21 protein-coding genes are annotated in these 27,000 nt (G+C 61.5%); 9 read left to right on the top strand and 12 right to left on the bottom strand.

Going from position 1 to position 27,000, the window contains the following annotated elements; genetic code table 11:
• Entirely contained in the window at positions 1–774 is a 774-nt protein-coding gene (locus CIW50_RS11530; RefSeq protein ID WP_149531342.1) for a substrate-binding domain-containing protein, read from the top strand.
• A gap of 50 nt (positions 775–824) precedes the next feature.
• Here CIW50_RS11530 and CIW50_RS11525 read toward each other — a convergent pair whose 3' ends face one another.
• Complete coding sequence (locus CIW50_RS11525; protein ID WP_149531341.1) at positions 825–2,219, bottom strand: nucleobase:cation symporter-2 family protein; 1,395 nt, start codon at positions 2,217–2,219, stop codon at positions 825–827.
• A 204-nt stretch (positions 2,220–2,423) separates the two neighbouring features.
• On the opposite strand from CIW50_RS11525, the gene pucL reads away from it, so the two are divergent.
• Entirely contained in the window at positions 2,424–3,263 is an 840-nt protein-coding gene (gene pucL, locus CIW50_RS11520) for a factor-independent urate hydroxylase (RefSeq protein ID WP_149531340.1), read from the top strand.
• Positions 3,264–3,480: 217 nt separating this feature from the next.
• Here pucL and CIW50_RS11515 read toward each other — a convergent pair whose 3' ends face one another.
• Together CIW50_RS11515 and CIW50_RS11510 are read right to left on the bottom strand one after the other, a co-directional pair.
• A complete protein-coding gene (locus CIW50_RS11515) occupies positions 3,481–6,087 on the bottom strand; it encodes a molybdopterin-dependent oxidoreductase (protein ID WP_149531339.1) in 2,607 nt (868 codons plus the stop codon).
• Positions 6,084–6,905, bottom strand: a complete 822-nt coding sequence (locus tag CIW50_RS11510; RefSeq protein WP_149531338.1) for an FAD binding domain-containing protein — start codon at positions 6,903–6,905, stop codon at positions 6,084–6,086. The genes CIW50_RS11515 and CIW50_RS11510 overlap by 4 nt, the downstream gene beginning before the upstream one ends.
• A gap of 146 nt (positions 6,906–7,051) precedes the next feature.
• On the opposite strand from CIW50_RS11510, the gene CIW50_RS11505 reads away from it, so the two are divergent.
• The gene (locus CIW50_RS11505) at positions 7,052–8,401 is read left to right on the top strand and encodes an 8-oxoguanine deaminase (protein WP_149531337.1); all 1,350 of its coding nucleotides are present in this window, start codon (positions 7,052–7,054) and stop codon (positions 8,399–8,401) included.
• A gap of 130 nt (positions 8,402–8,531) precedes the next feature.
• Here the strand turns inward: CIW50_RS11505 and CIW50_RS11500 are convergent, their stop codons facing one another.
• From CIW50_RS11500 to CIW50_RS11485, 4 genes are read right to left on the bottom strand one after another with little or no spacing between them, the layout of a single operon-like run.
• Positions 8,532–9,623, bottom strand: coding sequence for a BMP family ABC transporter substrate-binding protein (locus tag CIW50_RS11500; RefSeq protein WP_149531336.1), 1,092 nt, complete (start codon positions 9,621–9,623; stop codon positions 8,532–8,534).
• 40 nt (positions 9,624–9,663) lie between these two features.
• A complete protein-coding gene (locus tag CIW50_RS11495; RefSeq protein WP_149531335.1) occupies positions 9,664–10,581 on the bottom strand; it encodes an ABC transporter permease in 918 nt (305 codons plus the stop codon).
• A complete protein-coding gene (locus tag CIW50_RS11490) occupies positions 10,568–11,659 on the bottom strand; it encodes an ABC transporter permease (protein WP_149531334.1) in 1,092 nt (363 codons plus the stop codon). The genes CIW50_RS11495 and CIW50_RS11490 overlap by 14 nt, the downstream gene beginning before the upstream one ends.
• Positions 11,643–13,211 (bottom strand): ABC transporter ATP-binding protein, encoded by a 1,569-nt coding sequence (locus tag CIW50_RS11485; RefSeq protein ID WP_149531333.1) that lies wholly within the window; start codon positions 13,209–13,211, stop codon positions 11,643–11,645. The genes CIW50_RS11490 and CIW50_RS11485 overlap by 17 nt, the downstream gene beginning before the upstream one ends.
• Before the next feature lie 592 nt (positions 13,212–13,803).
• On the opposite strand from CIW50_RS11485, the gene CIW50_RS11480 reads away from it, so the two are divergent.
• The gene (locus tag CIW50_RS11480) at positions 13,804–14,850 is read left to right on the top strand and encodes a hypothetical protein (RefSeq protein WP_149531332.1); all 1,047 of its coding nucleotides are present in this window, start codon (positions 13,804–13,806) and stop codon (positions 14,848–14,850) included.
• A gap of 104 nt (positions 14,851–14,954) precedes the next feature.
• Here the strand turns inward: CIW50_RS11480 and CIW50_RS11475 are convergent, their stop codons facing one another.
• Entirely contained in the window at positions 14,955–15,455 is a 501-nt protein-coding gene (locus CIW50_RS11475; protein WP_149531331.1) for a nucleoside deaminase, read from the bottom strand.
• A 144-nt stretch (positions 15,456–15,599) separates the two neighbouring features.
• Here CIW50_RS11475 and CIW50_RS11470 point away from each other — a divergent pair, with 144 nt between their 5' ends.
• The 4 genes from CIW50_RS11470 to CIW50_RS11455 all read left to right on the top strand — a co-directional run bounded on the left by CIW50_RS11470 (position 15,600) and on the right by CIW50_RS11455 (position 21,406).
• Positions 15,600–16,868, top strand: coding sequence for an allantoate amidohydrolase (locus CIW50_RS11470; protein WP_149531330.1), 1,269 nt, complete (start codon positions 15,600–15,602; stop codon positions 16,866–16,868).
• A gap of 4 nt (positions 16,869–16,872) precedes the next feature.
• The gene (locus CIW50_RS11465; RefSeq protein ID WP_149531329.1) at positions 16,873–17,748 is read left to right on the top strand and encodes a dihydrodipicolinate synthase family protein; all 876 of its coding nucleotides are present in this window, start codon (positions 16,873–16,875) and stop codon (positions 17,746–17,748) included.
• Positions 17,749–17,891: 143 nt separating this feature from the next.
• The gene (locus CIW50_RS11460; RefSeq protein ID WP_149531328.1) at positions 17,892–20,219 is read left to right on the top strand and encodes a xanthine dehydrogenase family protein molybdopterin-binding subunit; all 2,328 of its coding nucleotides are present in this window, start codon (positions 17,892–17,894) and stop codon (positions 20,217–20,219) included.
• 119 nt (positions 20,220–20,338) lie between these two features.
• Positions 20,339–21,406 (top strand): alcohol dehydrogenase, encoded by a 1,068-nt coding sequence (locus tag CIW50_RS11455; RefSeq protein WP_149531327.1) that lies wholly within the window; start codon positions 20,339–20,341, stop codon positions 21,404–21,406.
• A 67-nt stretch (positions 21,407–21,473) separates the two neighbouring features.
• Here CIW50_RS11455 and CIW50_RS11450 read toward each other — a convergent pair whose 3' ends face one another.
• The 3 genes from CIW50_RS11450 to CIW50_RS11440 all read right to left on the bottom strand — a co-directional run bounded on the left by CIW50_RS11450 (position 21,474) and on the right by CIW50_RS11440 (position 25,206).
• Complete coding sequence (locus CIW50_RS11450; protein WP_149531326.1) at positions 21,474–22,796, bottom strand: dicarboxylate/amino acid:cation symporter; 1,323 nt, start codon at positions 22,794–22,796, stop codon at positions 21,474–21,476.
• 163 nt (positions 22,797–22,959) lie between these two features.
• Positions 22,960–23,331 (bottom strand): helix-turn-helix domain-containing protein, encoded by a 372-nt coding sequence (locus CIW50_RS11445; protein WP_089265251.1) that lies wholly within the window; start codon positions 23,329–23,331, stop codon positions 22,960–22,962.
• A gap of 621 nt (positions 23,332–23,952) precedes the next feature.
• Positions 23,953–25,206, bottom strand: a complete 1,254-nt coding sequence (locus CIW50_RS11440) for a serine hydrolase domain-containing protein (RefSeq protein WP_149531325.1) — start codon at positions 25,204–25,206, stop codon at positions 23,953–23,955.
• Positions 25,207–25,358: 152 nt separating this feature from the next.
• Here CIW50_RS11440 and CIW50_RS11435 point away from each other — a divergent pair, with 152 nt between their 5' ends.
• On the top strand, positions 25,359–26,270 hold the full coding sequence (locus tag CIW50_RS11435) for an intradiol ring-cleavage dioxygenase (protein ID WP_149531324.1): 912 nt from the start codon (positions 25,359–25,361) through the stop codon (positions 26,268–26,270).
• Positions 26,271–26,298: 28 nt separating this feature from the next.
• On the opposite strand, the gene CIW50_RS11430 is transcribed toward CIW50_RS11435, so the two are convergent.
• On the bottom strand, positions 26,299–26,814 hold the full coding sequence (locus CIW50_RS11430) for a hypothetical protein (RefSeq protein WP_149531323.1): 516 nt from the start codon (positions 26,812–26,814) through the stop codon (positions 26,299–26,301).
• Positions 26,815–27,000: the final 186 nt, after the last annotated feature.

The following is a 27,000-nucleotide window of genomic DNA, read 5'->3' as shown; positions in this document are numbered from 1 at the left end:
ATGCGTGGCATCAATCGCCTGCTGCTGGTCGCGGCACTCACGTCCATCACCACGGTCGGTGCCATCGCCTCGGAGGTCCATGTCATGATCTCCGGCGGTTTCACGGCGGCCTACAAGGAACTGGTGCCGCAATTCGAGAAGGCGACGGGTAACACGGTCGTCACGGCCTATGGGCCGTCGATGGGCGAGACGCCACAGGCAATCCCGATGCGACTCGCGCGCGGCGAACCGGCCGATGTGCTGATCATGGTCGGCTATGCGCTTGGTGATCTCGTCAGCAAGGGCAAGGTGGTCGCCGACAGCCGTGTCGATCTCGCGGATTCGCCGATTGGCGTGGCCGTGAAGGAGGGCGCGCCGAAGCCGGACCTGTCCTCGGCGGATACGCTGAAGGTTGCACTGCTGAAGACGAAGACCGTGGCCTATTCGGACAGCGCTAGCGGCGTCTATGTCAGCAAGGAGATGTTCGAGAAGCTCGGCATTGCCGACGCCATGAAGGACAAGGCGCGCAAGATCCCGGCGACGCCGGTGGGTGAGATTGTCGCCCGGGGCGAGGCCGAGATCGGCTTTCAACAGATCAGCGAATTGAAGCCGGTCAAGGGCATCGAGATCGTCGGCCCGCTGCCGGCGGAGCTGCAGAAGATCACCGTGTTCTCTGCGGGGCTCGCGAGCAATGCACCGCAGCCCGATGCGGGCAAGGCGCTGATTGCGTTTCTCTCGTCGAAGCAGGCCGCGCCGGTGATCGTGGCCAGCGGGCTCGAACCGAAGGTGAAGTAACGCAGGCTCGCTATCCTCTCCCCGCAGGCGAGGAGAGGGACAGAGCTAACTTAGTGCGTCGCAGCCGCAGCCACGCCCGCCGCTTCGGCTTTTGCGGTCTCGGCACTGCTGACGCCATTGAAGAACGCGTTCAGGATCACCGCCACCAGCGCGCAAAGCAGGATGCCTGACTCCAGCAGCGGATGCAGGTCGTGCGGCAGCGCCTTGAAGAAGTTCGGCGACACCAGCGGGATCATGCCGAAGCCGACCGAGATGGCGACCACGAACAGGTTGCGCTGGTTGGTCTTGAAATCGACCGCGGTGAGGATGCGGGCGCCGGTCGCAGCGACCATGCCGAACATCACGAGGCCGGCGCCGCCGAGCACCACCTGCGGCACGGATTCCACCAGCGCGGCCATCTTCGGCAGCAGGCCGAGGACGAGCATGATGCCGCCGCCGGCGATGGTCACCCAGCGCGAGCGCACGCCGGTGACCCCGACAAGGCCGACATTCTGCGAGAACGACGTATAGGGGAAGGTGTTGAAGATGCCGCCGAGGAACGTGCCGACGCCGTCGGCGCGCAGGCCCTTGGTCAGTGCGTCCCTGTCGACTTTCCTGTCGGTCATTTCGCCGAGCGCCAGGAACATCCCGAGGGACTCGATCATCACCACGATCATCACGATGCACATGGTGACGATCGGGACGAGATGGAATTGCGGCATGCCGAAATGGAACGGCAGCACGATGTCGACCCAGCCCGCAGTGCCGACCTTGTCGAAATGCATCACGCCGAGCAGGCTGGCGAGGATAGCGCCGGCAATGATCCCGAGCAGCACCGAGACGTTGGCCAGGAAGCCGGTGCCCCATTTGATCAGCGCGAGGATCACGACCAGCACGAACAGCGCGATGCCGAGGCCCTGCAACTGGCCGTAGCCGGGATTGGGGAAGCTGTGCGGAACGCCATCGATCATCTTGGTGAAGGTGGGTATTCCGCCACCCGCCCAGTTGATGCCGACGCGCATCAGGGAGATGCCGATCACCATGATGATGGTGCCGGTGACCACCGGGGGAAACAGCGGCAGCAACCGGCTGATGAAAGGCGCGACAATGATGCCGAAGATTCCGGCAGCAATGACCGAGCCATAGATGCCGAGCAGGCCGATATCGGGGGCGGCGGCCATCGACAGCATCGGGCCGACCGAGGCGAAGGTGACGCCCATCATGACCGGCAGGCGGATGCCGACGCCGGGAAAGCCGATACACTGGACCAAAGTCGCAAGGCCGCAGGCGAACAGGTCGGCGGAGATCAGGAAGGCGACGTCCTGCGGCGGCAGCTTCAGGGCGCGGCCGATAATGAGCGGTACCGCGACCGCGCCGGCATACATGACCAGAACGTGCTGCAGGCCGAGCGCGAGCAGGCGCGGCGTCGGTAGCATCTCGTCGACGGGATGGACGCTCACTGTCATTGATCTAGCCCCTTGCTTAGGTGATGAAATATCGTGGCAATATGATCGTCAGATACAAACCCCGTGCCAGACGCCGCTGAAAGCCATTTCGCCCCCGTGGTGTGGTGACCGGTGGCACGAAGGTTGCTCAACGTTGAGCATTGCTGAAATATATTGCCCGGCGACCGGAGTTTCCTGGACGCCAACACAGACTGGAGGTCGCGCGTGCCGCTCATCAAGAACAGATATGGAAAAGGCCGTGTCCGCATCATGCGGATCCATCGCGACGGCGACAAGCAGGAAGTTAGCCAGCTCAGCATCAAGGCGATGCTGGAAGGCGATTTCGGCCGGGCCTATACCGACGCCGACAACTCCACCTCGACCTCCACGGACACGATCAAGAACATCGTCAATGTGGTGGCGCGCGAGAATACGGCGCTGTCGACGGAGGAGTTCTGCCAGGTGCTGGCGAAACGCTATCTCGACCTGTATCCGCAGGCGAGTTCCGTGAGCATCACTGCGCATGAGACCAAGTGGGCGCGGCTGGCCGTCGACGGTGAACTGCACCCGCACGCATTCCTGCTCGACAGCAACGGCAAGCCGACCGTCGAGATTCATGCCACGCGTGGCGGCATGACCATGAGCTCCGGCCTCGACAACTTCACCTTCATGAAGTCGACGCAGTCCGGTTGGGAGAACTACTACACCGACAAGTATTCCACGATCCAACCGACCGATGACCGCATCTGCGCGACATCGATGGTGGCGTCATGGACATGGTCCGGCAAGCCCGCCAGCTATCCCGCGACCAATGCGAATATCCTCGATATCCTGCTGAAGGAATTCGCGACGACCTATAGTCCGAGCGTGCAGAACAGCCTGTACCGCATGGGTGAGAAGGCGCTGGCTGCTGTGCCGGAGATTTCCGAGATCAGCATGGCCTGCCCGAACATCCACTACATCCCTATGAATCTCTCGGCTTTCGGTCTCGATAACAACAACGACGTGTTCCTGCCGACCGACGAGCCGCACGGGCAGATCGAATGCACGGTGGGGCGGGGGTAGCTCTTCTCCCTCCCTCAAGCGGCGAAGCCGCGCAGCGGGGTCTGGCGGACGAATTCGTCCGCCATGGGTGATTGGCCGAAAACCAGAAGGGTGGGGTGCTTCCACAAACGTGACGTCACGTGTAGCACCGCCACCCCGGCCTATCGGCCGACCCTCCCCGCCTAGCGAAGCTCCGCTTCGCGTGGGGGGAGGGATTTCATTGGCGGTATCGTCCTAACTACTTCCCAAACTTCTTCTGCAGTTCCGGAAAAATTCTGTCCGGCTTGAACGGCACCTGCGTAAAACGAATCCCGGTGGCATCGAACAGCGCGTTGCCCAAGGCGGCCGCAACCGGATTGTAGGGGCTTTCGCTCATCGACTTCGCACCCAATGGTCCGATCGCATCATAGGTGTCGGCGAAATACACGTCGGTGCGCGGCACGTCCGCGAATGACGGCAGATGATAGTCGCGGAATTTCGGATTGACGACGCGTCCCTTGTCATCGATCACCATCTCCTCATACAGCGTGGCCCCCAGCGATTGCGCGACGCCGCCTTCGATCTGGCCGCGGAGCTGCATCGGATTGGCGACTGCGCCGGCATCCGCTGCCTGCACGCTCTTGAGAACCTTGATCGCGCCGGTGCCCTTGTTCACCGCCACGCGAAATCCCTGGACGTTGAAGGCGACCGAACGCGGGGTGCCGCCCGACGTTCCGGTGGCGCTGCGCGCGTTGCTGTCCGCCTTCATCGCTGCTACCAGCCGTTGCGCGGCATCATGGGTGGCTTTGCCGGCGACGAATGTACCGGCGCTGCCATAGGCACCGGTGTCGTGACCGCCGTTCCGCGTATCGGACTGGCGCAGATGAATCTGCTCGACAGTGCAGCCAAGTGTCGTAGCCGCGATCTGCCGATGCACCGTCGCGGTGCCATTGCCGAATTCGGCGGTGCCGACCGTGAGATCGTAGTCGCCGTCGTCGCGTCTGGCGATGACGACTTCGGCGATATGGCCCTGCGGCGGCACGGTGTCGATCATGGTGAGCGCGATGCCGTCGCCGATCAGCCAGTCGTCATCGAGATCGTGTTTGGTTTCGACCTGCATCGCTTGCTCGACCAGATCGAGGCACTGGTCGAGACCGTAACTTCCGATCAGCACATCGTCATAATGCGTGCCGGCGGGCGACAGCATGGGATCGCGGGGCTTGATCACGTTGTTCCGGCGGAAATCATACGGGCTGATGCCGAGCTGCGCGGCGAGATTGTCGATGGCCGCTTCCACCGCGAACAGCGTTTGCGGCAAGCCGTAGCCCCGAAACGCACCGGCCGGCACCGTGTTGGTATAGGCAACCACGGCATCGACCTTCTTGTTGGCGCAGTTATAGACGCCGAGCGACTCACCGCAGGCATGAAACAGCACCGGGCCGGCGTGATTGCCATAGGCGCCGGTGTTGGAGAGCACGTCGAGCTGCAATGCGGTGAGCTTGCCGTGCTTGTCGGCTCCGGCCTTGACCGTGACGCGCATCGGATGCCGCGTCGATGTGGCGATGAATTGCTCCTCGCGGGTCAGTTCCCATTTCACCGGGCGGCCGGTCTTGAGCGCGGCCAGCGCGAGAATGTCCTCGACGAACATCTCCTGCTTGCCACCGAACCCTCCGCCGACGCGTTCGCAGAACACGCGGACCTTGTCGGAGGGAAGGTCATAAAGCTGAGCCAGCGCGCGGCGTGTCAGGAATGGCGTCTGCGTGCTCGAGCGAATATTGAGGATGCCGTCTGCATCGAGCCAGGCCATGCCGCCATGGGTCTCGAGATGGCCGTGCTGCACGCGTTGCGTCGTGAAGGTGCCCTCATAGGTGACGGCCGACGCCGCCAACGCCGCTGCGACATCGCCGAATTCGCCGTGCGTTTCGGCGATAATGTTTCTGATAGCATTGCTGACGCGATGCACCGGCGTCTTGTCGGGGTGAATGACCGGAGCGCCCGGCGCAATGGCGGCGGCGGGATCGAATACCGCCGGCAGGATGTCATAGACGACGCCGATGCGGCGGCAGGCTTCTTCCGCGATGGCTTCGCTGTCCGCGACCACGGCGGCGATTTTCTGGCCGATAAAGCGTACGACGTCGTCGAGGATCCGTGTATCCTCCGGGTCCATCGCATCGACCTCGTGGCGCGCGGTCGAGAACAGCGTGGCCGGCGTATCCGCGTGGGTCAGTACCGCATGGACACCCGGCATCGCCCGTGCTGCCGACGTGTCGATCGATACGATGCGGGCATGCGGATGCGGTGAACGCAGCATCTTGATATGCAGCAAGCCGTCCATGGCGACGTCGAATGTATAGCGCGCCTTGCCTGTCACGATCTGTGGAGCGGCGGGCGCTGATATGCTGCGGCCGAATGCAGTGCCGGGCTCGGCATCCTCGATGTTGATTTTGCCATCGAGTGCGTCCTCGATCGCGCGATAGCCTGTGCAGCGACACAGATTTCCCTTCAACGACGCTCCAAGATCGGCGCGCTGTGCCTGATTGAGCGATGCGCAGGTCACGATCATGCCGGATGTGCAGAAGCCGCACTGGAAGCCCTGTGCGTCCAGGAACGCCTGCTGCATCGGATGGATGCCGCCTTCGGAGGCGAGACCTTCGATGGTGGTGACGGCATGCCCGTCGGCGCGGAAGGCCGGGATGATGCAGGAATGCACGGGCTCGCCATCGAGCAACACGGTGCAGGCACCGCAGTCGCCGGCGTCGCAGCCTTTCTTGACGCCGAAATGGCCGAGCTCGCGCAGGAAGGTGCGTAGGCATTGGCCGGCTTGCGGCTGCTGCGAAAAGCTGTGGCCGTTGATCTCGAAACTCATGGCCTAAAGCCCTGCAGCTCGGCACGGATTTCTTCCGCGAGCCGCAGCGTCATCTGCTTGCGCCATGCCGGCTTGCCGTGAACGTCGTCGTGATAGAGATTGTCGGGGATCTGATCGAGGATCGCTTCTTCGAGCGTGTCGACATCGGGTAGTGTTGGGAGCGCGATGCGGACAGGACGCTTCGTCGATGCCGTGATCGTCAGCCGCCAGCCATCCTCATCAAGGCTTCCTATCAGCAGCGCAGCCGATCGCCCGACCGGTGTCAGCGAGATCTGCCGAAATGCAGTGCGTCGTTTGAAGGCTGCAAGCGGAATGGCAATGCTGCGCAGGAGATCGCCTGAGTGCAGCACATTGCTTTGATTGCCGGTGACGAAGTCCACGACATCGATCGTGTCTACGCTGCCATCCGCCTTCCAGATCGTGCAGCGGCCATCGAGCGCGGCGGTGAGCGCGATCATCGGACCGGCGGGCAGTGACATGCAGAGATTGCCGCCGACAGTCGCGGTCTTCCAGATCTTGAAAGACGCGAGGAAAGCGCGGCAACATTGATTGATCAGAGGCGATGCGATCCAGTCGGGCGGGCAGGGCAGCGCATCGAGTTGTGCCACTGTGCAGGTCGCGGCGATCTGTAATTCACTCTCGGTGACGGTGAGGGCCGGCCATTTGAGATCGGTGAGGTCGATCAGCCGCGTCAGGTGTGTCTGCGGTTCGGAGAAAAGCCAAGTGCCTCCGGCGAGCCATGCATCTCCGGCACTCCATGTCGGTAGCTGTTCCCGCGTCTGCGGGCGGGCGACGGACGTGATCGTATTCAGGTCCATAGGGCGGTTATACTTTCACTCGGCAATGACCCCTTGAAGTATGATTGTGAACCTTGCAAGACCGACGCCAAGTTGAGAACAAGTCGAAGTATTCGCGGCTGGTCCCTGAATTGCAAGGTCGGGCCCATGACCGAAGGAGATGAGCTATGTCGGAAACGCAGGCCACATGGATCAAGGATCCGCTCGGCATTTTCGCCGAGGGTGCCGAGCGCGGCATTGTCGTCAAGAATGGTCGCATTGTCGAACTGGTGCCGGCCGGCGGCCAGCCGGCCACGGTGGACATCGCGACCTACGATGCCAGCACCCATGTGGTGCTGCCGGGGCTGATCAATACGCATCATCATTTCTATCAGACGCTGACCCGCGCCTTGCCAGCGGCGCTGGATCGCGAGTTGTTTCCGTGGCTGCAAGCGCTCTATCCGGTCTGGGCGCGGCTGACGCCCGAGAATCTCGATCTCGGCGTCAGTGTGGCAATGTCCGAACTGCTGCTGTCGGGCTGCACCACGACCACCGATCACCACTATGTGTTTCCCGCAGGTCTCGAAGCATCCGTCGATATCGAAGTGGCGGTGGCGCAGCGGCTCGGCATGCGTGTGCTGCTGACGCGGGGATCGATGAACCGCTCGGTGAAAGACGGCGGTCTGCCCCCGGACAGTGTGGTGCAGGACGAGGATACGATCCTGGCCGATAGCGAGCGCGTGGTGGCGAAATTCCACCAGCGCGGCGAAGAGGCCATGGTGCAGATCGCACTGGCGCCGTGTTCGCCGTTTTCGGTGACGACGTCGCTGATGGCCTCGACTGCGGCGCTGGCCGACAAGCTCGACGTGCGGCTGCATACGCATCTTGGCGAGACCGAGGACGAGAACCGTTATTGCGAGGAGATCTATGGCTGCCGTCCGCTCGACTATCTCGAACAGACCGGCTGGCTGAACAGGCGCACCTGGCTGGCCCATGGCATCCATTTCAATGCGGGCGAAATGGTGCGGCTTGGCAAGGCCGGGACCACCATCAGTCATTGCTCCTGCAGCAACCAGCTTCTGGCCTCCGGCTGCTGTCCTGTCTGCGAGATGGAAGACGCGGGCGTCGGTATCGGCCTCGGTGTCGACGGCTCCGCGTCGAATGACGGATCTAATCTGATGCAGGAAGTGCGCGCGGCATTTCTGCTGCAGCGGGCGCGTTACGGCGTCGGGCGTGTCAGTCACAAGGATGCGCTGCGCTGGGCGACGAAGGGTTCAGCGGCCTGCGTGGGGCGGCCGGAGCTCGGCGAGATCGCCGTCGGCAGGATGGCGGATCTGGCGCTGTTCAAACTCGACGAGCTGCGCTTCTCCGGCCATGGCGATCCCCTGGCCGCGCTCGTGCTGTGCGGCGCGCATCGTGCAGATCGGGTGATGGTGGGCGGTGCGTGGCGTGTGATCGACGGTGCGATCCCGGGGGTGGACGTTGGCGATCTCATTCGCCGGCACAGCGCCGCTGCGAAGAAGATGCAGGCTGGGTAGGCGATGGCTCGATGCGTGTCGTTCCGGGGCGTGGCCGGCGCTTGCCGGACACAAACCCGGAACCTCGAAGTGTTCATCCCATTTCGGGATTCCGGGTTCGCGCAAGAGCGCGCCCCGGAATGACGATGGCTTACTTCCCCGGAATCTTGTCGTCGATGCCCTTCACGTAGAAGTTCATGCCGAGCACCTGGCCGGGGTCCAGCGCGTCGCCGCCCTTGCATTCCACTTCCTTGCCATCCTGGCCCATGATCGGGCATTTGAACGGCTTCAGCGTGCCGGCGATGATGGCGGCTTCGGTGTCCATCGCCATCTTCTTCACGTCGTCCGGCATGTTGGTGTAGGGCGCCATCACCACCATCTTGTCCTTCAGGCCCGCCCAGGTGTCTTCCGACTTCCAGGTGCCGTCGAGCGCGGCCTTGACGCGTTCGACGTAGTACGGACCCCAGTTGTTGGTGACCGCGGTGAGCTGCGTCTTCGGGCCGAACTTGATCATGTCGGAGTCCTGACCGAAGGCGAGGGCACCGCGTTCGGAAGCGACCTGCATGGCCGCCGGCGAGTCCGTGTGCTGCATGATCACGTCGGCGCCCTGATCGAGCAGCGCCTTGGCGGCGTCGGCTTCCTTGCCGGGATCGAACCAGGTGTTGACCCAGATGATCTTGATCTTGATGTCAGGATTGATCTTCTGCGCCGCCAGCATGGTGGCATTGATGCCGGAGATCACTTCCGGGATCGGGAACGAGCCGATATAGCCCAACACGCCCTTCTTCGACATCTTGGCGGCGATCAGGCCCTGGATGTAGCGGCCTTCAAAGAAGCGGCCGGAATAACTCGACATGTTCTTGTCGCGTTTGAAGCCGGTGGCATGTTCGAACATCACCTTGGGATGGCGCTTGGCGACCTTCAGCGTTGGATCCATATAGCCGAACGATGTGGTGAAGATGAGCTGGTTGCCGGCACGGGCGAGCTGTTCGATGGAACGCTCCGAGTCGGGGCCTTCGCTGACGTTTTCGAGATAGGTGGTCTCGATCTTGTCGCCGAATTCCTTGACGAGCATCTGGCGGCCGACTTCGTGCTGATAGGTCCAGCCGAAATCGCCGACCGGGCCGATATAGACGAAGCCGACTTTCAGCTTGTCGGCAGCGACGGCCGCACCCAATCCGAGATCAAGGCCAAGGCCGGTGGCCAGCAGTAGGGCGGCGGCTGCAAGTGCTTTCCTGTTCATACGCGTCTCCTGTTTGCGAGATGGTCTTGCGAGAATTTCTTTAGCGATCCGGTACGAAAACCGTGCCCAATGCCGCTGGTGCGGTGGAGCCACCGCTGCGGGTACGCGAGATCAGTACCAGCACGATAACGGTTGCGAGATAGGGCAGTGCGGACATCAGTTGCGAGGGCACGCCGACGCCCCAACCTTGCGCATGCAGTTGCAAGATCGAGACCGCGCCGAACAGATAGGCGCCGATCACGAGCCGGCCCGGCAGCCACGAGGCGAACACCACCAGCGCCAGCGCGATCCAGCCGCGGCCGGCAGTCATACCGGGCACGAAGAACGGCGTGTAGGCGAGGGGGAGATAGGCGCCGGCCAGACCTGCGCATCCGCCGCCGAACATCACGGCGAACATGCGGATCTTGAGCACGGGATAACCGAGCGCATGCGCCGAGACGTGATTGTCGCCGATGGCGCGCAGGATCAGCCCGGCGCGGGTGCGATAGAGGAAGTACCAAATCGCGATGACCAGCGCGAGCGAGACATAGACGAAGGCATCTTCGCCGAACAGGATCTTGCCGACGAAGGGGAGTGTGGTCAGGCCGGGAATGTACAGACGCGGCGCGGTGCTGATGCGTTCACCGACGAAGCCGGCGCCGATCAGGCCGGAGACTCCAACGCCCAGGATCGTGAGCGCCAGGCCGGTGGCGACCTGATTGACGGCGAGGCCAAGCGTCATCAGTGCAAATACCAATGAGAGCGCGACACCTGCAAAGATCCCGCACAGCGCCCCGATGAAGGTCGAGCCGGTGGCCCAGGCGCCGGCAAAGCCGCAGGCGGCGCCGACGATCATCATGCCTTCGACGCCGAGATTGAGTACACCGGCGCGCTCCACCAGCAGCTCGCCGGAGGCGGCGAGCAGCAGCGGTGTCGAGGCCGCGAGCACGGCAAGGATGATGGCCTCAAGTAGCTCCATCGGCGACCTTCCGCTGCGGCATGATAAGTTTGATCCGGTACAGGATCAGGCTGTCGCAGGCGAGCACATAGAACAGCAGGATGCCCTGAAACACCTTGGTGATATCGAGTGGGATCTTCATGGCGATCTGCGCTTGCTCCCCGCCGATGAATGTCAACGCCAGGAAAAGCCCTGCAATTAGTATTCCAACCGGGTTGAGCCGTCCGAGAAATGCAACGATGATCGCGGTGAAGCCATAGCCGGGCGAGATGCCGGGCTGCAGATGACCGACGGGGCCGGCGACCTCGATGATGCCCGCGAGGCCGGCCAGCGCGCCGGAGATCGCGAAAGTCAGCAGCACCAGCTGGTTCGACGAGAAGCCGCCGAAGCGCGCCGCGCGCGGTGCAGCGCCGACCACGCGGATTTCAAAGCCCTTGATGGTGCGGCCGAGCAGGACGGCCGCGCCAATCACGATCACCAGCGCGATGGCTGCGCCGAGATGCAGCCGTCCGCCCTCGAACAGCAACGGCACGGTGGCGACTGGATCGAATTCGGCGGTGGTGGGGAAGTTGAAGCCGGCGGGATCGCGCCATGGGCCGCGGACGAGATAGTCGAGCAGCAGGTCGGCCACATAGACCAGCATCAGGCTGACCAGAATTTCGCTGGCGCCGAACCGCACCTTGCAGAAGGCCGGGATCAGGGCGTAGAGCGCTCCCGCCATGGCACCGAGCAGCATCATCGCTGGCAGCACCCAGGCGCCGGCATCGGTGCCGTGGGTCTTCACCGCGAGCCAGCTGCCGGCAACGGCGCCGACGAGGAATTGTCCCTCGGCGCCGATATTCCAGACATTGGCGAGATAACAGAGCGAGAGGCCGATGGCGATCATCACCAGCGGTGCTGCTTTCACCGCAAGCTCCTGCAGCGAATAGGCGTCGGTGAGCGGCGTGATGAAATAGACGTTGAGCGCCGCGATCGGATTCTTGCCGATGATCACGAACAGGATGCTCATGGTCACGATGGTCAGCCCGATGGCGATAACAGGCGATACCAGCGCGATGACGGTCGATCGCTCCGCGCGCTTCTCAAGCACCAACTGCATCGGGCACGTCCTTTGGCGTGAGTGCGCTGCCGCCCATCAGCAAGCCCAGCGTTTCCCTGTCGGCATCGGCTGTCATCAGTGGCTCGGACAAATGACCGTGGAACATCACAGCGATGCGGTCGGCGATCTCAGCGAGTTCGTCAAGGTCCTGACTGGTGACGAGGATGGCAGCGCCCGCAGCGGCGAGATCAAGCAGCGCTTGACGGATCACAGCGGCAGCGCCGGCATCGACGCCCCATGTCGGCTGGCTGACCACGAGCACGATGGGATTGCGCAGGATCTCGCGGCCGACGATGAATTTCTGCAGATTGCCGCCGGAGAGACTAGCGGCTTCCGGATCGCGCTTGGCCTTGCGGACGTCGAAACTCTCTGTGGCGCGATCGACGGTCGCGAGCGTTGCCGCCGTATTGATGAAACCGTTGTGCACCATGCCTGACGCGGCGTGGCCGGTGAGCAGCGCGTTTTCCGACAATCTCATGCGTGGCGCAGTGCCGTGGCCGAGCCGTTCCTCGGGCACGAAGGCCGCACCAAGCTTGCGGCGTGCGGTAATCGACAGATGCCCGGCGGCGTGACCATCGATCACAATGGTGCCGGGATCCTTGGCGAGACGCTCGCCAGAGAGTGCCGCGAAGAATTCATCCTGTCCGTTGCCGGCGACTCCTGCGATCCCGAGGATTTCGCCGCCCTTGAGTTCGAGCGAGATGTTCTTGAGATGCACGCCATGTGGTTCGTCGGGCGCGAGGCTGAGATCGTTGACCACGAGCCGCGGCACCGTGGTTTGCCGGTGGGCGGCAGCTTTCACCTGCTTGATCTCGGTGCCGACCATCATCCGGGCCAGCGACGCTGCGGTTTCTTCGCGCGGCAGACAGGTCGAGATCTTCTTGCCGCCGCGCAGGATGGTGGCGGTGTCGCAGAGCCGCTTCACCTCGTCGAGCTTGTGGCTGATGTAAAGGATCGCACGGCCTTCCGACTTCAGGCGTTCCAGCACGACGAAGAGCTGATCGGCTTCCTGCGGCGTCAGCACGGCCGTTGGCTCGTCGAGGATCAGGAATTTCGGATTCTGCATGAGCACGCGCACGATCTCGATGCGCTGGCGCTCGCCGACGGAGAGCTGCCAGACCTCGCGCTTGGGATCGAGCGGCAGCCCATATTGCTGCGACACCTGCTCGAGCCGCGCCGACATCGCCTTGAAGGATTCCTTGCCGTCGAGACCAAGGGCAACGTTCTCGGCGACGGTCAGATTGTCGAACAGCGAAAAATGCTGGAACACCATGCCGATGCCGCGCGCGCGCGCATCATGAGGGCCGGCGAGCACCATCTTCTCGCCCTGCCAAAGCATGTCGCCTTCGCTCGGCTGGATTAGGCCGTAGATCGTTTTGACGAGCGTGGATTTGCCGGCGCCGTTTTCGCCAAGCAGCGCGTGGATTTCCTGCGGGCGGATGGCAATGTCTATGGCGTCATTGGCAAGGAAGCTGCCATAGCGCTTGGTCAGACCGATGGTCTGCAGAAGGGCTGCCCCCGAACGCGCGTGTCCCGATCCCGAATCCAACATTCGCTACTCACGCGTGAAAAGGAGGTTTGCGGCAAGTGTGTGCCGGATTGGAATGCAGCGTAAATCTCGAATAAGCGCCAGCGTCTGCCTTATTTTTGGACTGGATCGCTTTCTTGGGCGATTCTTGCCGACGCAATCGCGTTGGGTTCGGTTTTTTATTGATTGAATGAAGTTTATTCGACTTTCGCATTGTATACTTGTCCTGAAGTGTTGCAGTTCTGGTACACGTGCGACGAATTCGAGACCTGGATTTTCTCGTGTGTTGAGAAGTTGGGCAGTGATTTTCTTGCGGTGCAAACACAGAAACACGGTGTGATTTCACCGTCGGAGCTTCGGTCGAAAACCTGCGACAGAACGTCGCGAAATGCCAATCTTTACAGCCGCTAAGCGCGTGTCTCGCATGAGCCGCCATGGCGTCGTTTCACCGCTCCGAAAACACGATGCTTCAAGTATAAAATACTGATTTCATTGGGCATCCATGATGAAATCCGCGGCAACTATTGGAAAAAGTTGAGGCTTCTCACCCGGACTGATTGCAACAACTCTCGCGCGAGAGGCACGCAATCATTGTCAACAGGTGGGGGTAATTCCAATGGCCAATCGTTTCCGAGCAATCGCAGCCGCGACGTTGCTGTCGCTAACAGCCATGGCGCCGACAGGTTCGGCAGGCGCCGCCGACATGGCATCTATGCCGGTCAAGGCAAAGCCGATCCCGGATCTGCCGTTCTTCCTGCTGATCGATAACCGCTTCACCTATGCCTATCAGTGGGGGGCGGTCGATCCCGGCGTCACTGCCAAGACCACCAAGCAGGTCTTCGCCTTCACCCATTTCGACGTGTGGACCTACGGCACCAACTTCTTCAACATCGGCCTTGAAAAGGCGGGCAAGGACAGCCCGGCTAATCCGTGCGCCGATCCGCTGCGTCCGATAACCGGTTGCGAAGGTGCGACCGAAATCTACGGCCTCATCCGTAGCACGATCGGCTTCAACGAGGTCTTCAACACCAAGGCCTTCTCGATGGGCCCGTTGCGCAACGTGTCGTTCGTCATCGGCGCGGATGGCAGCACTGAAAACCGGTTCTTCTCCGCATCCAAGCGCGACGTCGTTACCGGTCTGCAGTTTGCCTTCGACCTGCCCTACAAGGGCTTCATCAACGTCAATCCGCTGCTCTACTACGAATTCGCCAATCGCAGCACGTTCACGCAGTGCGGTTATGCCGGCGCTCCTGGCCAGATTCCCGGCGTGTCCTGCAACATCGACGGCAATCGCCAGTTCAATCCGACCTGGGCCGTCGAAATCAACTACTACATGGACCTCGGCTTCCTGCCGCCAAGCATGGACTATTTCGCGATCAGCGGCCGCGCGGGCTTCTACGGGGCGAAGGGTTCGGAGAACGGCCAGATCATCGGCACCCAGACAAAGATGGAAATCAATGCCGAGCCGATCCGTCTGACCTTCGACGCCAGCAAGGCGATCTGGGGACCGAAATACACCCACAATGTCGATGTGTGGGTGGCTTATCGGCTCTGGCGGAACAAGTTCGGCCTCGACGAGAATGCCAGCCTGCCTTGCACCACCTTCGCGCCGGGCTCCTGCCGCGAAGACTCGCTGTATTCAGGCATCACCGTCAAGTTCTGATGTGAGCTGACTTCCGGACAAGTCGTCCAAAGCAAGTCTTCATGCAGATGGCGTCGCGATGCCTTCGCGGCGCCATCAGCTTTTCGCAGGACCTTCCGAGCGTGCTACTCGCGCGGCTGCGCCCAGAAATTTTCGTGTTGCGCGGCTGCCTCGTCTTCCAGCAGTGGTCCGACGACCTCGATGCTCTTCTGTCCTGCTGCAAACACGGTGCGGCACGGCAAATCCAGCGTGGGATTTTCCGGATGGTCGCCGGTGATCGCCTTGAGCCTTCCTTCGCCGAGCCCATAAACGAGCCGTCCAAGGCCGACCCAATAGATCGCTCCGGCGCACATGGCGCAGGGTTCTGCCGATGAATACAGCGTGAAGGTCTTCAACTCGGTCTCGTCATAGGCAATCGAGGCTTCGCTGCAGAGCAGCCGTTCTGCATGGGCGGTGCCGTCATGGGAGGGCATGAAGGCGTTACCGGCTTCCATCAGGACCTTGCCGTGCGCATCGACCAGGATCGCGCCGAACGGATGGTTGCCGCGCTCCATGGCTTTGCGCGCAGCGTCGAAAGAAAGCCTGAGAAAAGCCTCATCCCTGCTCGGCGAGTCTTGCTTTGGCATCAGGGGCTCCTGTCGTCGGTGCGTCGAAATCTGCTAGTTTCCCGCGAGGTCAAACGCGGATTCGCTTTGGCCTGCCGGCCGCATTAGTATTTACGAGCTGGATCATTCAAGTCCCAGCCCGGCCTGTGGTCTGAACAAAGAAGCATGATTGCGATGGAAGAGAAAGTCGCCGGAGCTTCCGGCCAATCGCTCGGCGGCGAGATTGTCGAACGCATCAATGCGCTGGCTGCTATTTCAGAAGCACCGGACAACATCACGCGAATATTCCTTACACCGGAACATCGTGCTGCCGCCGAACTGATCATTGGCTGGATGCAGGCGGCCGGTATGCGGGCGCGTGTCGATGCCATCGGCAATGTCTGCGGACGCTATGAAGGCGACCGGCCCGGCCTGCCGTGCCTGATGCTCGGCTCCCATTACGACACCGTGCGCGATGCGGGCCGATGGGACGGGCCGCTCGGGGTCATCACGGCAATTTCCTGCGTCGGCGATCTCAATCGCCGTGGCCTTCGTTTGCCCTTCGCCATCGAGATCGCCGCCTTTGCCGACGAGGAGGGCGTGCGCTTCGCCTCGACGCTGCTCGGCAGCCGCGCGGTGGCCGGGACTTTTGTCGAGAGTGTGCTTGGCGGCCGCGACAAAGCGGGCATCTCGATGCGCGAGGCGATGATCACCTTCGGCCTCGATCCCGATCACATCGGCGCCGCAGCGCGCGCACCTGGCGAAGTGCTGGCCTATCTCGAATTGCATATCGAGCAGGGACCGGTACTCGAAGCGCAGAAGTTACCGGTTGGTGTCGTGACGGCCATTTCGGGTGCTACGCGGCTTGCCGTTGAGTTGCATGGCATGGCCGGTCATGCGGGCACCGTACCCATGGCGATGCGGCGCGATGCGCTGGTGGGCGCTGCCGAATGCATCGTTGCGATCGAGGAGTTCTGCCAGTCGGATCGCGGCGGTCTTGTCGGCACCGTCGGTTATATCAATGCGATGCCGGGTGCGACCAATGTCATTCCGGGGCTGGTATCATTCACCATGGACATCCGATCGCCGAAGGATTCCTATCGCAAGCTCGCGATCACGGACATGGTGCGCGAGATCGAGTCCATCGCCAAACAACGCAAGCTCGATCTGCAGATCAACATCACCCATGAGAACCGTACGGTGCCCTGCGCACCCTGGCTGCAGAAGCAGATCGCCGATGCAATTACTGCCGAGGGCTATCGCGCGTTCGAGCTGCCGAGCGGGGCCGGCCATGACGGCATGGCGATGACCGACATTGCCGATGTGGCGATGCTGTTCGTGCGGTGTCGCGGCGGCATCAGCCACAATCCTGCTGAGCATGTCGATGATGCCGATGTCGAAGTCGGTGCGCGCGTGCTGCTGCGCGTGATCGAGAATTTCAAGCTGAAGGCCTAAAGCGATGGCAGATTTCCACGGCGTCTTTCCCTATCTGGTTTCGCCGGCTGACGCCGAGGGGCGTATCCGCACCGATGTGCTGGGCCGCCTGTGCGGCGATCTCATCACTTCAGGTGTGCATGGCCTGACGCCGCTCGGCTCGACCGGCGAATTCGCCTATCTCAACCGCGAGCAGCGCAGGACGGTGGTGCAGGCCACGATCGATGCTGCAAGCGGACGCGTGCCGGTGGTGGCGGGCGTTGCCTCGACGTCGACGGCGGATGCGGTGGCGCAGGCGAAGTCGTATCAAAAGCTCGGTGCCAACGGCATTCTGGCGATCCTCGAAGCGTATTTCCCGCTCAAGGATGCGCAGATCGAATCTTACTTCCGCGCCATCGCCGATGCCGTCGATATTCCCGTGGTGATCTACACCAATCCGCAATTCCAACGTTCGGATCTGACGCTCGACGTTGTGGCGCGGCTCGCCGAACATCCGCGCATCCAGTATATCAAGGATGCCTCCACCAATACCGGCCGGCTGTTGTCGATCATCAACCGCTGCGGCGACAAACTGAAAGTGTTTGCCGCCTCGGCGCATATTCCGTCAGCCGTCATGCTGATCGGTGGCGTCGGTTGGATGGCGGGCCCGGCCTGCGTCGTGCCGAAGCAGAGCGTCGAACTCTACAATCTATGCAAGGCGCGTCGCTGGGACGAAGCCATGGTCTTGCAGCGGCGGCTGTGGCGGCTCAACGAGGCCTTTGCGCGCTATAATCTGGCGGCTTGCATCAAAACCGGCCTCGCGATCCAGGGCTATGAGGTCGGCGATCCTGTGGCCCCGCAGCCGGCTCTGACCGAGGACGAGCGCAAGGTGATCGAGGCCGTCTTGCGGGATGTCGGCTGATCGATCTGTCGGCAACAGGACGTGCAAAAAGGCAGTCCCGGTATGCCCATTCCGTCGCTCAACCTTGTGCGGCTGGCCTGTTGGCTCACGCGGTATTTCTGGGCTAGAACGGCTCCAGCCAGTTTGCACCTGAAGGACGTCTGATGAACATTCTGCCCGGCAATATGCGCTTCGGCGCGGGTCTTTCTCCCAAGCGTCTCGAAGATCAAAGACTTCTCACCGGGCAGGGCAAATTCATCGACGACAAGCCGGAAGACGGCGCGCTCTGGCTGCATCTGCTGCGCTCGCCGCATGCCCATGCGAAGATCTCCGCCATCGACGTCACCGCCGCCAAGGCGATGCCCGGTGTCGAGGCGATCTACACAGGCGCGGACCTCGTGACCGACGATGTCGGCACGCTGCCGACGCTGCCGATCTTCAAGCGTCCTGATGGCTCCGCGGCGACCTTTCCGCCGCGCCGGCTGCTCGCGCATGAGGTCGTGCGGTTCGCCGGCGAAGCGGTGGCAGCGATCGTCGCCACGTCGCGCGCTGCTGCCCAGCTCGCGGCCGAGGCGATCGACATCAGCTATGACGTCCTGCCTGCGGTGGTTGATCCCGTCGAGGCGACGAAGCCCGGTGCGGCGGTGGTTTGGCCGGATGCACCCGACAATATCGTCGCAGCCACCAGCTATGGCGATCCTGCCAAAGTGGAAGCTGCTTTTGCCGCTGCCAAGCATACGGTGTCGCTGGACATCGTGAGCCAGCGCCTCGTGCCATCGGCCATGGAGCCGCGCTCGACCATCGCTGAAGTCGACAAGAAGTCCGGTAAGCTGACTCTGTACGTGCAGTCGCAGACCCCGGCATCGACCCGCGATATCCTGGCTGACTCGATTCTGAAGCGTCCGAAGGACAGTATCCGCGTGGTCGTCGGCGACATCGGCGGCGGGTTCGGCCAGAAGACGAGCCTGTATCCGGAAGACGGCATTGTTGCTTACGCGGCCGTGAAGTTCGGCCGTACCATCCGCTGGCGCGGCGACCGCACCGACGACTTTGTCGGCGGCACCCATGGCCGCGACCTGACATCGACGGCGGAAATTGCGCTCGATGCCAAGGGGCGCATTCAGGCCTATCGGGTGCGATCGATCGGCGGCACCGGCGCCTACATGTCTGGCACTGCGATCATCATTCCGCTGGTGCTCGGTCCATTCGTACAGACAGGCGTCTATGATCTGCAACTTGTGCATTACGACATCAAGGCGGTGATCACGAACACAGCGCCGGTGGGCGCCTATCGCGGCGCCGGGCGACCGGAAGCTGTCTTTATCATCGAGCGTCTGATGGATGCTGCGGCCCGCCAGATCGGCATGGATCCACGCGCCATCCGCAAGGTGAACTACATCAAGCCGACGCAGTTTCCTTACAAGAACGCCGTTGGTCAGACCTATGACAGCGGCGCTTTCGCGCACATGCTCGATCGCGCCACCGAATTGTCGGACTGGGACGGCTTCGCCGCGCGCAAGAAAGCGGCGAAGAAGAAGGGCCTTCTCTACGGCCGCGGGTTGACCAGCTACATTGAATGGACGGGTGGTCCGGGCACTACCGAGAAGGTCAGTCTGCGCGCGACGGCCAACGGCCGCGTCATCCTGCATTCCGGAACACAGGCGATGGGGCAGGGCCTGCAGACCGCCTATTCGCAGCTCGTCTCTGAAGCCCTTGGCATTGGCATCGACAAGATCGATGTGATCCAGGGCGATACCGATGTGATCGTCGGCATGGGCAGTGTCGGTTCGCGGTCGCTATTCGTTGGCGGCACTGCTGCGGTGGTGTCAGCCGCCGACATGATCGCCAAGGCGCGCGAGAAAGCGGCCAACATGCTCGAAGCCTCGGTCGAGGATATCGAGTACTCCGCGGGCTTCCTCACGGTGGTCGGCACCGACAAGCGCGTTGGCCTGTTCGAGATCGCCAAAGCCGAAGACGGCGAGCAGTTCAGCGTCGAGTCGACCGGCGTGGCGGATGGCCCGACCTGGCCGAATGGCACGCATATCTGCGAGGTCGAGATCGATCCCGAGACCGGCATCACCAATGTGGTTCGCTACACCACGGTCGACGATGTCGGCGTGGCGGTGAATCCGATGCTGGTGACCGGCCAGATCCACGGTGGCGTGGCGCAAGGTATCGGTCAGGCGCTGTTCGAGAACGTTCATTACGACGAGGACGGCCAGCTCATCACCGCCAGCTATCAGGATTATTGCATTCCGCGCGCGGGTGACTTGCCGCTGCTGTCAGTGACACTGGACGGTTCCGCACCTTGCGTCACCAATCCATTGGGATCGAAAGGCTGCGGTGAGTCCGGTGCGATCGGTGGTCCGCCCTGCATCGTCAATGGCGTTCTCGATGCGCTCGAACCACTCGGGATCAAGCAGCTCAACACGCCGCTATCACCCATCAAGGTGTGGGAAGCGATCAGGAGCGCAAGCGCAACGCATGGCTGAGACCCTGCAGGATGGGTAGAGCCTCGTCGCGAAACTCATCATGATCGGGTTGTATGCGATGGGTTTCGCTTTTACCCATCCTGCGGATAACAAGAAACTTCAACCGGGAGAGAAACACAATGAAGAGCTTCAAGGTCCTCGAGTTCAACGAGCCGCTCGGCGAGGTCGACGAGCAGACCCCGCAGCCGACCGGCACGCAGGTGCTGATCCGCGTGAAGGCCGCCGGCGTCTGCCATAGCGACCTGCACATATGGGAAGGTGGCTATGAACTCGGCCACGGCCGCAAGAAGCTGTCATTGAAGGACCGTGGCATCACGCTGCCGCGCACCATGGGCCATGAGACCGTCGGCGAAGTCATTGCCTTTGGTCCGGATGCGCAGCAGGAAGCCGGTGGCGTCAAGATCGGCGATATCGCACTGGCCTATCCATGGATCGGCTGCGGCAAATGCGCGGTCTGTCTTGCTGGCGACGAGAATCTCTGCCTCGCGCCGCGCTGTCTCGGCGTGCATTGCGATGGTGGTTATTCGGACCACCTGCTTGTGCCGCATCCGCGCTATCTGATCGACCTCAAAGGCATGGATCCGGTCATCGCCGCGCCTTACGCCTGCTCGGGCGTCACCACCTATAGCGCGCTGAAGAAGATCGAGAGCGATCTCGGCAATCCGATCGTGATCTTCGGCGCTGGCGGCCTCGGCCTGATGGCGCTTGAATTGTTGAAGGCGATGGGCGGCAAGGGCGCCATCGTTGTCGATATCGATGCCAAGAAGCGCGAAGCGGCGATGACGGCCGGCGCGCTCGCAGCCGTGGATGGCAATGCGCCCGACGCGCTGGCGCAGCTCTCGCAGGCGGCAGGTCAGCCGATCCTGTCGGTGATCGACCTTGTCGGCAATGCGCAGACCACGCAGCTCGGCTTCGACGTGCTCTCCAAGGGCGGCAAGCTGATCATGGTTGGCCTGTTCGGTGGCGGCGCCACCTGGGCGCTGCCGTTGATCGCCATGAAGGCGCTGACCATCCAGGGCAGCTATGTCGGCAATCTCCGCGAGACCAAGGAATTGCTGGAGCTGGTGCGCACCAAGAAAGTGCAGCCGATCCCGACGACCCCTATGCCGCTCGCAAAGGCCAATGCCGCGCTGAACGACCTGAAAGACGGCAAGCTGGTCGGCCGCGCGATCCTCACGCCGGCATAAGCTTGAAGCATTCGTTCTGACATCGAGAAGCGGCCTTCGGGCCGCTTCTTTTTTGTCCCGAAGGCAATTAGCCGGCCGTTACATCCACGAGCTCTTCACCATCCAACACACGCTTCGCCTTGGCGCGGTCGAGATCGCCTTCCCATGCGCCGACCACCACGGTGGCAACGCAGTTGCCGATCAGGTTGCCCAGCGCGCGGGCCATGCCGATGAACCAGTCCACCGACAGCACCAGCACGAGGCCGATAGCGGGAATGCTCGGCACGGCATTCAGCGTTGCGGCAAGGATCACGATCGCTGAGCCCGGTACGCCGTGGGCGCCCTTCGACGTCACCAGCGAGACGCCCAGCACCAGCATGAGATCGCCGAAGGACAGTGGTGTATTTGTCGCCTGCGCGATGAACACGACGGCCAGCGTCAGATAGATCGAGAACGCGTCGAGATTGAACGAATATCCGGTCGGGATGACGAGGCCGACCACGTTGTCCTTGACGCCGAGCCGTTCGAGCTTGCGCATGATCTGCGGCAGCACTGCATCCGATGACGCGGTGGCGAGCACGATGGTGAGCTCCTCGCGCAGGTAGTTCAGGAACTTGATGATGTTAAGTCCGGCCAGCGCCATCACACCGCCGAGTATGCCGAATACGAAGATCGCGACCGAGACATAGAACAGCACCACCAGCGAGACGAGCTGCTTCAGCGATCCGACACCGTAGCGGCCGACGGTATAGGCCACGGCGCCAAGTACGCCGATCGGGGCGAGGCGAACGATCAATCCCATGGCGCGGAACAGAACGGTCGACACGGCTTCGATGAAACTCGAGATGCGCTCGCCTTTCTCGCCGCCGACCAGCGCCAGGCTGATGCCGAAGAGGATGGCGAAGAACAGCACCTGGAGGACGTCATTGCGCGCCAGAGCGTCGAACGAGGTGGTCGGAATGATGTTGAGCAGGAAGCTGCCGATGCCGCCGCCCTGCAGCTTGTGAGCGTTGTCGGCGACCGTCGCGAGTGCCTTGCCGTCGAGCGAGGCGGGATTGATGTTCATGCCGTGGCCGGGGCCGAACAGATAGGCCAGCGCCAGGCCGACAACGAGCGCCAGCGTGGTCATGACCTCGAAGTAGATCAGCGCCTTGACGCCAACCCTGCCGACCTTCTTGAGGTCGCCGGCACCCGCAATCCCATGCACCACCACACAGAACACGATGGGGGCCACAATCATGGAGATGAGTTTGAGGAAGGCGTCGCTGAAGACCTTCAGGCCGACGGCGAAGTCCGGCACGGCGATGCCAAGTACGATGCCGAGCAATAGTGCGACGAGCACCTGCACGAAGAGCGACTGATAGAGAGGCTTGCGGATTGGTTCGATGGCGGTGACCGTAGCTGTAGACATGGTTCGTTCCCCCGGAGGTTCACGAATATTCCAGCAACAACCGTGCCACCGCTAGATGCAGATGCGTAAAATCTCGCCGCGGTTACGGCGAGCTCTTTTCGCGTCGAGGGGGATTGAAATCGAGCCGATCGGCGGCCGGGTCGCTCCGGCGGCCATGCGACGATTACTTCTCTTCGTCGGCAATCGCTTCCATCAGGACGACCATCTGGCGCTGGACCGTCTGGCTCTTGATGCGGCTGTAGGCACGAAGCAAGCGGAGGCTGAAAGCGCTATCGAGGAACAGCAAGCTTTCCACTTCGCGGCTCTTGCCGTCGCCATCGTAGAAGAAGGTGACCGGCACATCGAGCGCCGTCGCAATCTGCTGAAGACGCGCAGCGCCAACGCGATTGACACCCTTTTCGTACTTCTGAACCTGCTGGAAACTGACGCCCAGCTTTTCGCCTAAATCCGCCTGTGAAATTTTCTGCTCAACACGACGCAGACGGATCCTCTTGCCCATCTCAATGTCGGGTTTGCCGGCGCTACGTTGCTTCATTCGTCACCATTCAGTTCGTTTGAATAAGGGAGTTTGGTTTTATTTTCTTGTTTAGAGCTTTTTTAGCCCGAGAGCCCTTAAAGCTAACTTTCAAAGGCATCTCTGTTATACACACCGTCATGACGATTGGGATGGCTGAAATCGTCGCGATACGCGAATTGATCGGTACGCAATCGCGAGGGTCATCCAATCGTCCAAAAAACCTTGCGGTATTCCGTTGCTACTTCTCGCAAAACTTCCAACGAATTCCGTAACTCAATTTCTATCGACACGGGCCTTGCAGCGGAAGCGAAAGTAGAAGTTGGTCGTCATGCTATACACACGTGACTTGCCTGACGCACGCAAGATAACTGAGAGTTGTTCGCATTCGTAGGCTGCAAATCTCTGGTATGCAGCATTCCATGCGATTTCCAGCTGCAATTTCACATTTTACGATCTCCCGTGTAGTTCCAGCATAGTATCACAATCCCGTGGGTAGTTGTTACTACGTAAGATGCACACCGGAAGTTTCATCGCAAATTCTCACTGAGAGAGAATTTCATTTGATTCGTGCTGAATATGTTGAGCACGGCCGGCCTGATGCGCGCACCAACTGAGCAATATTGGTCGGATCGTTGGTTACTAAACATTGCTGTCGGTAATCGCGGAGTAGATCATCGTACGCAGCTCGCGCCGGATCGGGTAGGCGCTCGATGGCAACAGCTGCGTCATGAAGATCGCGATCATCTGTTCGGCCGGATCTATCCAGAATGCCGTGCTCGCCGCGCCGCCCCATGCATATTCACCAGCGCTGCCGGGGATCATGGTCTTGGCCGGATTCATCGTCACCGAAAATCCGAGTCCGAAGCCGATGCCGGCATAGCTCGCTTCGCTGAACATCGACTTTGACATCTCGGTGAGATCGCGGCCGCCGGGGAGATGATTGCTGGTCATCAGCGTGATCGTCTTCGGAGCGAGCAAGCGCACGTCACCCAGTGCGCCGCCATTGAGCAGCGCGCGACAGAAGGTGAGATAGTCCGCAGTTGTGGAACACAGGCCGCCGCCGCCAGAGATCATCGAGGGCGGCGACAAGAATGAACTCGTCGCGGGATCGTCCTGGAGAGTGAGGCCACCCTTGCCATCGGCGGCGTAGCAGGCAGCGAAGCGATGCGCCTTGTCGGAAGGTACAAAGAAGCTGGTATCAGTCATGCCTAGCGGATCGAAGATGCGCTCCTGCAGGAATTGTTCGAATGGTTTCCCGCCGATCTTCTCCACGAGATACCCGACAACATCGGTCGAGACCGAATAATTCCACGCGTCGCCTGGCGAGAACTCCAAGGGGATTTTGGCGAGATCTGAAATCATCGACGTCAGCGTACCGGATTTTTCGACTTCGCCGATCTTGAGCGCACGATAGGCGGCATCGACATTGGTGCGCTGCTGGAATCCGTAAGTGAGTCCGGATGTGTGACGCAGCAGGTCGATGATCTGCATCGGCCGGGCCGGTGGCTTGGTCAGGAATGGTGCCGTCACGCCCGCCTGAAATACGCCGAGATTTGCCCATTCCGGAATATATTTGTGGACGGGTTCGTCGAGCGCCACCCGACCTTCCTCTACCAGCATCATGAAGGCGACGGTCGTGATCGGCTTGGTCATCGAATAGATGCGGAAGATCGTATCGTCCCTGACGGGGGCTTTGCGCTCCACGTCGGCAAAGCCCTGCGCGGTGCTGTGCACGATTTCGCCGCGGCGATAGACCAGTAGTCGCGTGCCTGGAAAGCGGCCGGCATCGACATAACGCTGCTTGAGATGCGCTTCGACGCGGGCGAGCGCCGTGGTCGACATGCCGACCTGTTCGGGTGACGCAGACGAAGGGCTCAGGCTCTGGGACGGCATTGCAGCATCACTCCGATGTGTGAACGCGGTCCATCTCTATTGATGAAAATCAACCGCTGGCCATATGGATTTATAGCGTCGTGAGCTTACGCGAAGCTCTGTTTGGTGTATCGTTAAAGATGCAATCGCGGCGCGTCGCGCAGGATGGAATTATGACCCAATTTAATGACACTGAACTTACTGCAGCTGTCATCCAGAGCTTCGACAAGACGCCCGATCCTCGCACCAAATTCCTGCTACAAGAACTAGTAAAGTCGTTGCACGATTATGTGCGCAAGACCGATCTCACCTTCGGCGAATGGGAAGTGGCGATCGACTTCCTGACCCGCACGGGCCAGAAATGCACGCCGATCCGGCAAGAGTTCATCTTGCTCTCGGACGTGCTGGGCGTCTCGATGCTGGTCGACGCGGTCAACCACAGGGAGCGTGAGGGGGCCACGCAGACGACGGTGCTCGGACCGTTCTATGTCGGCGAGCATCCTGTGATGCCGCATGGCGCCGATATCTCTCCGGGTCTCGCGGGTGAACGCATGTTCGTGCAGAGCCGCGTCACTGATCTCGATGGCAAGCCGCTAGCTGGCGTGCCGGTAGATATCTGGCATGCCGATGATGATGGTTTCTACGACTCGCAGAAGGCGAGCTATGCCACGCAAGGCCCGTCGTCGCGGGCGCGCTTCATCACCGACGACGACGGCCGGCTGTTCTTCCGCACCATTCTGCCATGCAGCTATCCTATCCCCACGGATGGTCCGGCTGGCGATCTGGTGCTGAAGACGGGGCGCCATCCGATGCGTCCGGCGCATGTGCATTTCCTGGTCGCGGCGCCCGGATATGAGCCGCTGATTACCCACGTCTTCATCGAGGGCGACGAATATCTCGATTCCGATGTCGTATTCGGCGTGAAGGACGATCTGATCGCGACCGTCGAGAACCGCAGCGATGCCGTCATGCCTGACGGTCAGCCTGCCGACGGGCGGTGGCATCTGATGACCTATAATTTTCGCATGAAGCCGGGCGAGGGCACGGTTCCGCAACCGATGATGCCGGAAAAGGCCGAGGCGTAAGCGATCCCAGCCGTCTTGCGATCTGCGGTCAGGTCGCGCTCCAGTCGCGTTGCGAGAGTTCCTGCAACGACTCCAGGAAGAACTGATCAAACAGGAACGGCGCTTCATTGTGCGCGGCGGATGGCGCGATGAGGTCAACTACGTCTAGCAGCGCGCGGCCAAGTTCGCCGATGCGTTCGGCAAAGGTCTCGAGACCGGTGCGGTCAGCGCTTTCGGCGACCGCGAAAAGTGCGTCTTTGGCCTGGATGATGTGCTGATCCACGCTGTCGATGCTGCGATCGAGGGCGTCGATATCAACATCCACGGCCATGGTACCTTCCTCGGCTGGAACCAGCGCATCCTGAAGGACGCCCTTGCGGAACGCATGGAGCTGGCGGGAAACATTATCCAAATGGCCGGTTGCCGCCGCGGCGTTCGCTTCAAGGTCGCTTTTGCCTTGGGACAGCACTGCCGCCGCGGACACCACGGCCGCAGCCTTCAGCGTGCTCAAAGCCTGTCGGAGCGATGCGAGGGCAGGTTCGGTGATCACCGGAATGGTCGGCATGAGGCGGTCCGTTCGCAAGAAACTGAAGCCGGTTGATAGCACCGATCCGGTCGCCAAAGCGGCGATGAATTCGGTGCAATAGCACCTCGTTGCACTCTGCTTATTTCGCGTGCGTCGCACAATAAATAAGCGGTCCGCAAATTTTCGATGCGGCAGGTTCGCCGCGCCGGCCCCCTGCCTTTGGGT

This window comes from Tardiphaga sp. P9-11 (genome assembly GCF_008329525.1).
In the GTDB taxonomy this organism is placed as follows: Bacteria; Pseudomonadota; Alphaproteobacteria; order Rhizobiales; family Xanthobacteraceae; genus Tardiphaga.
This window is presented reverse-complemented; position numbering and strand designations above follow the sequence as displayed.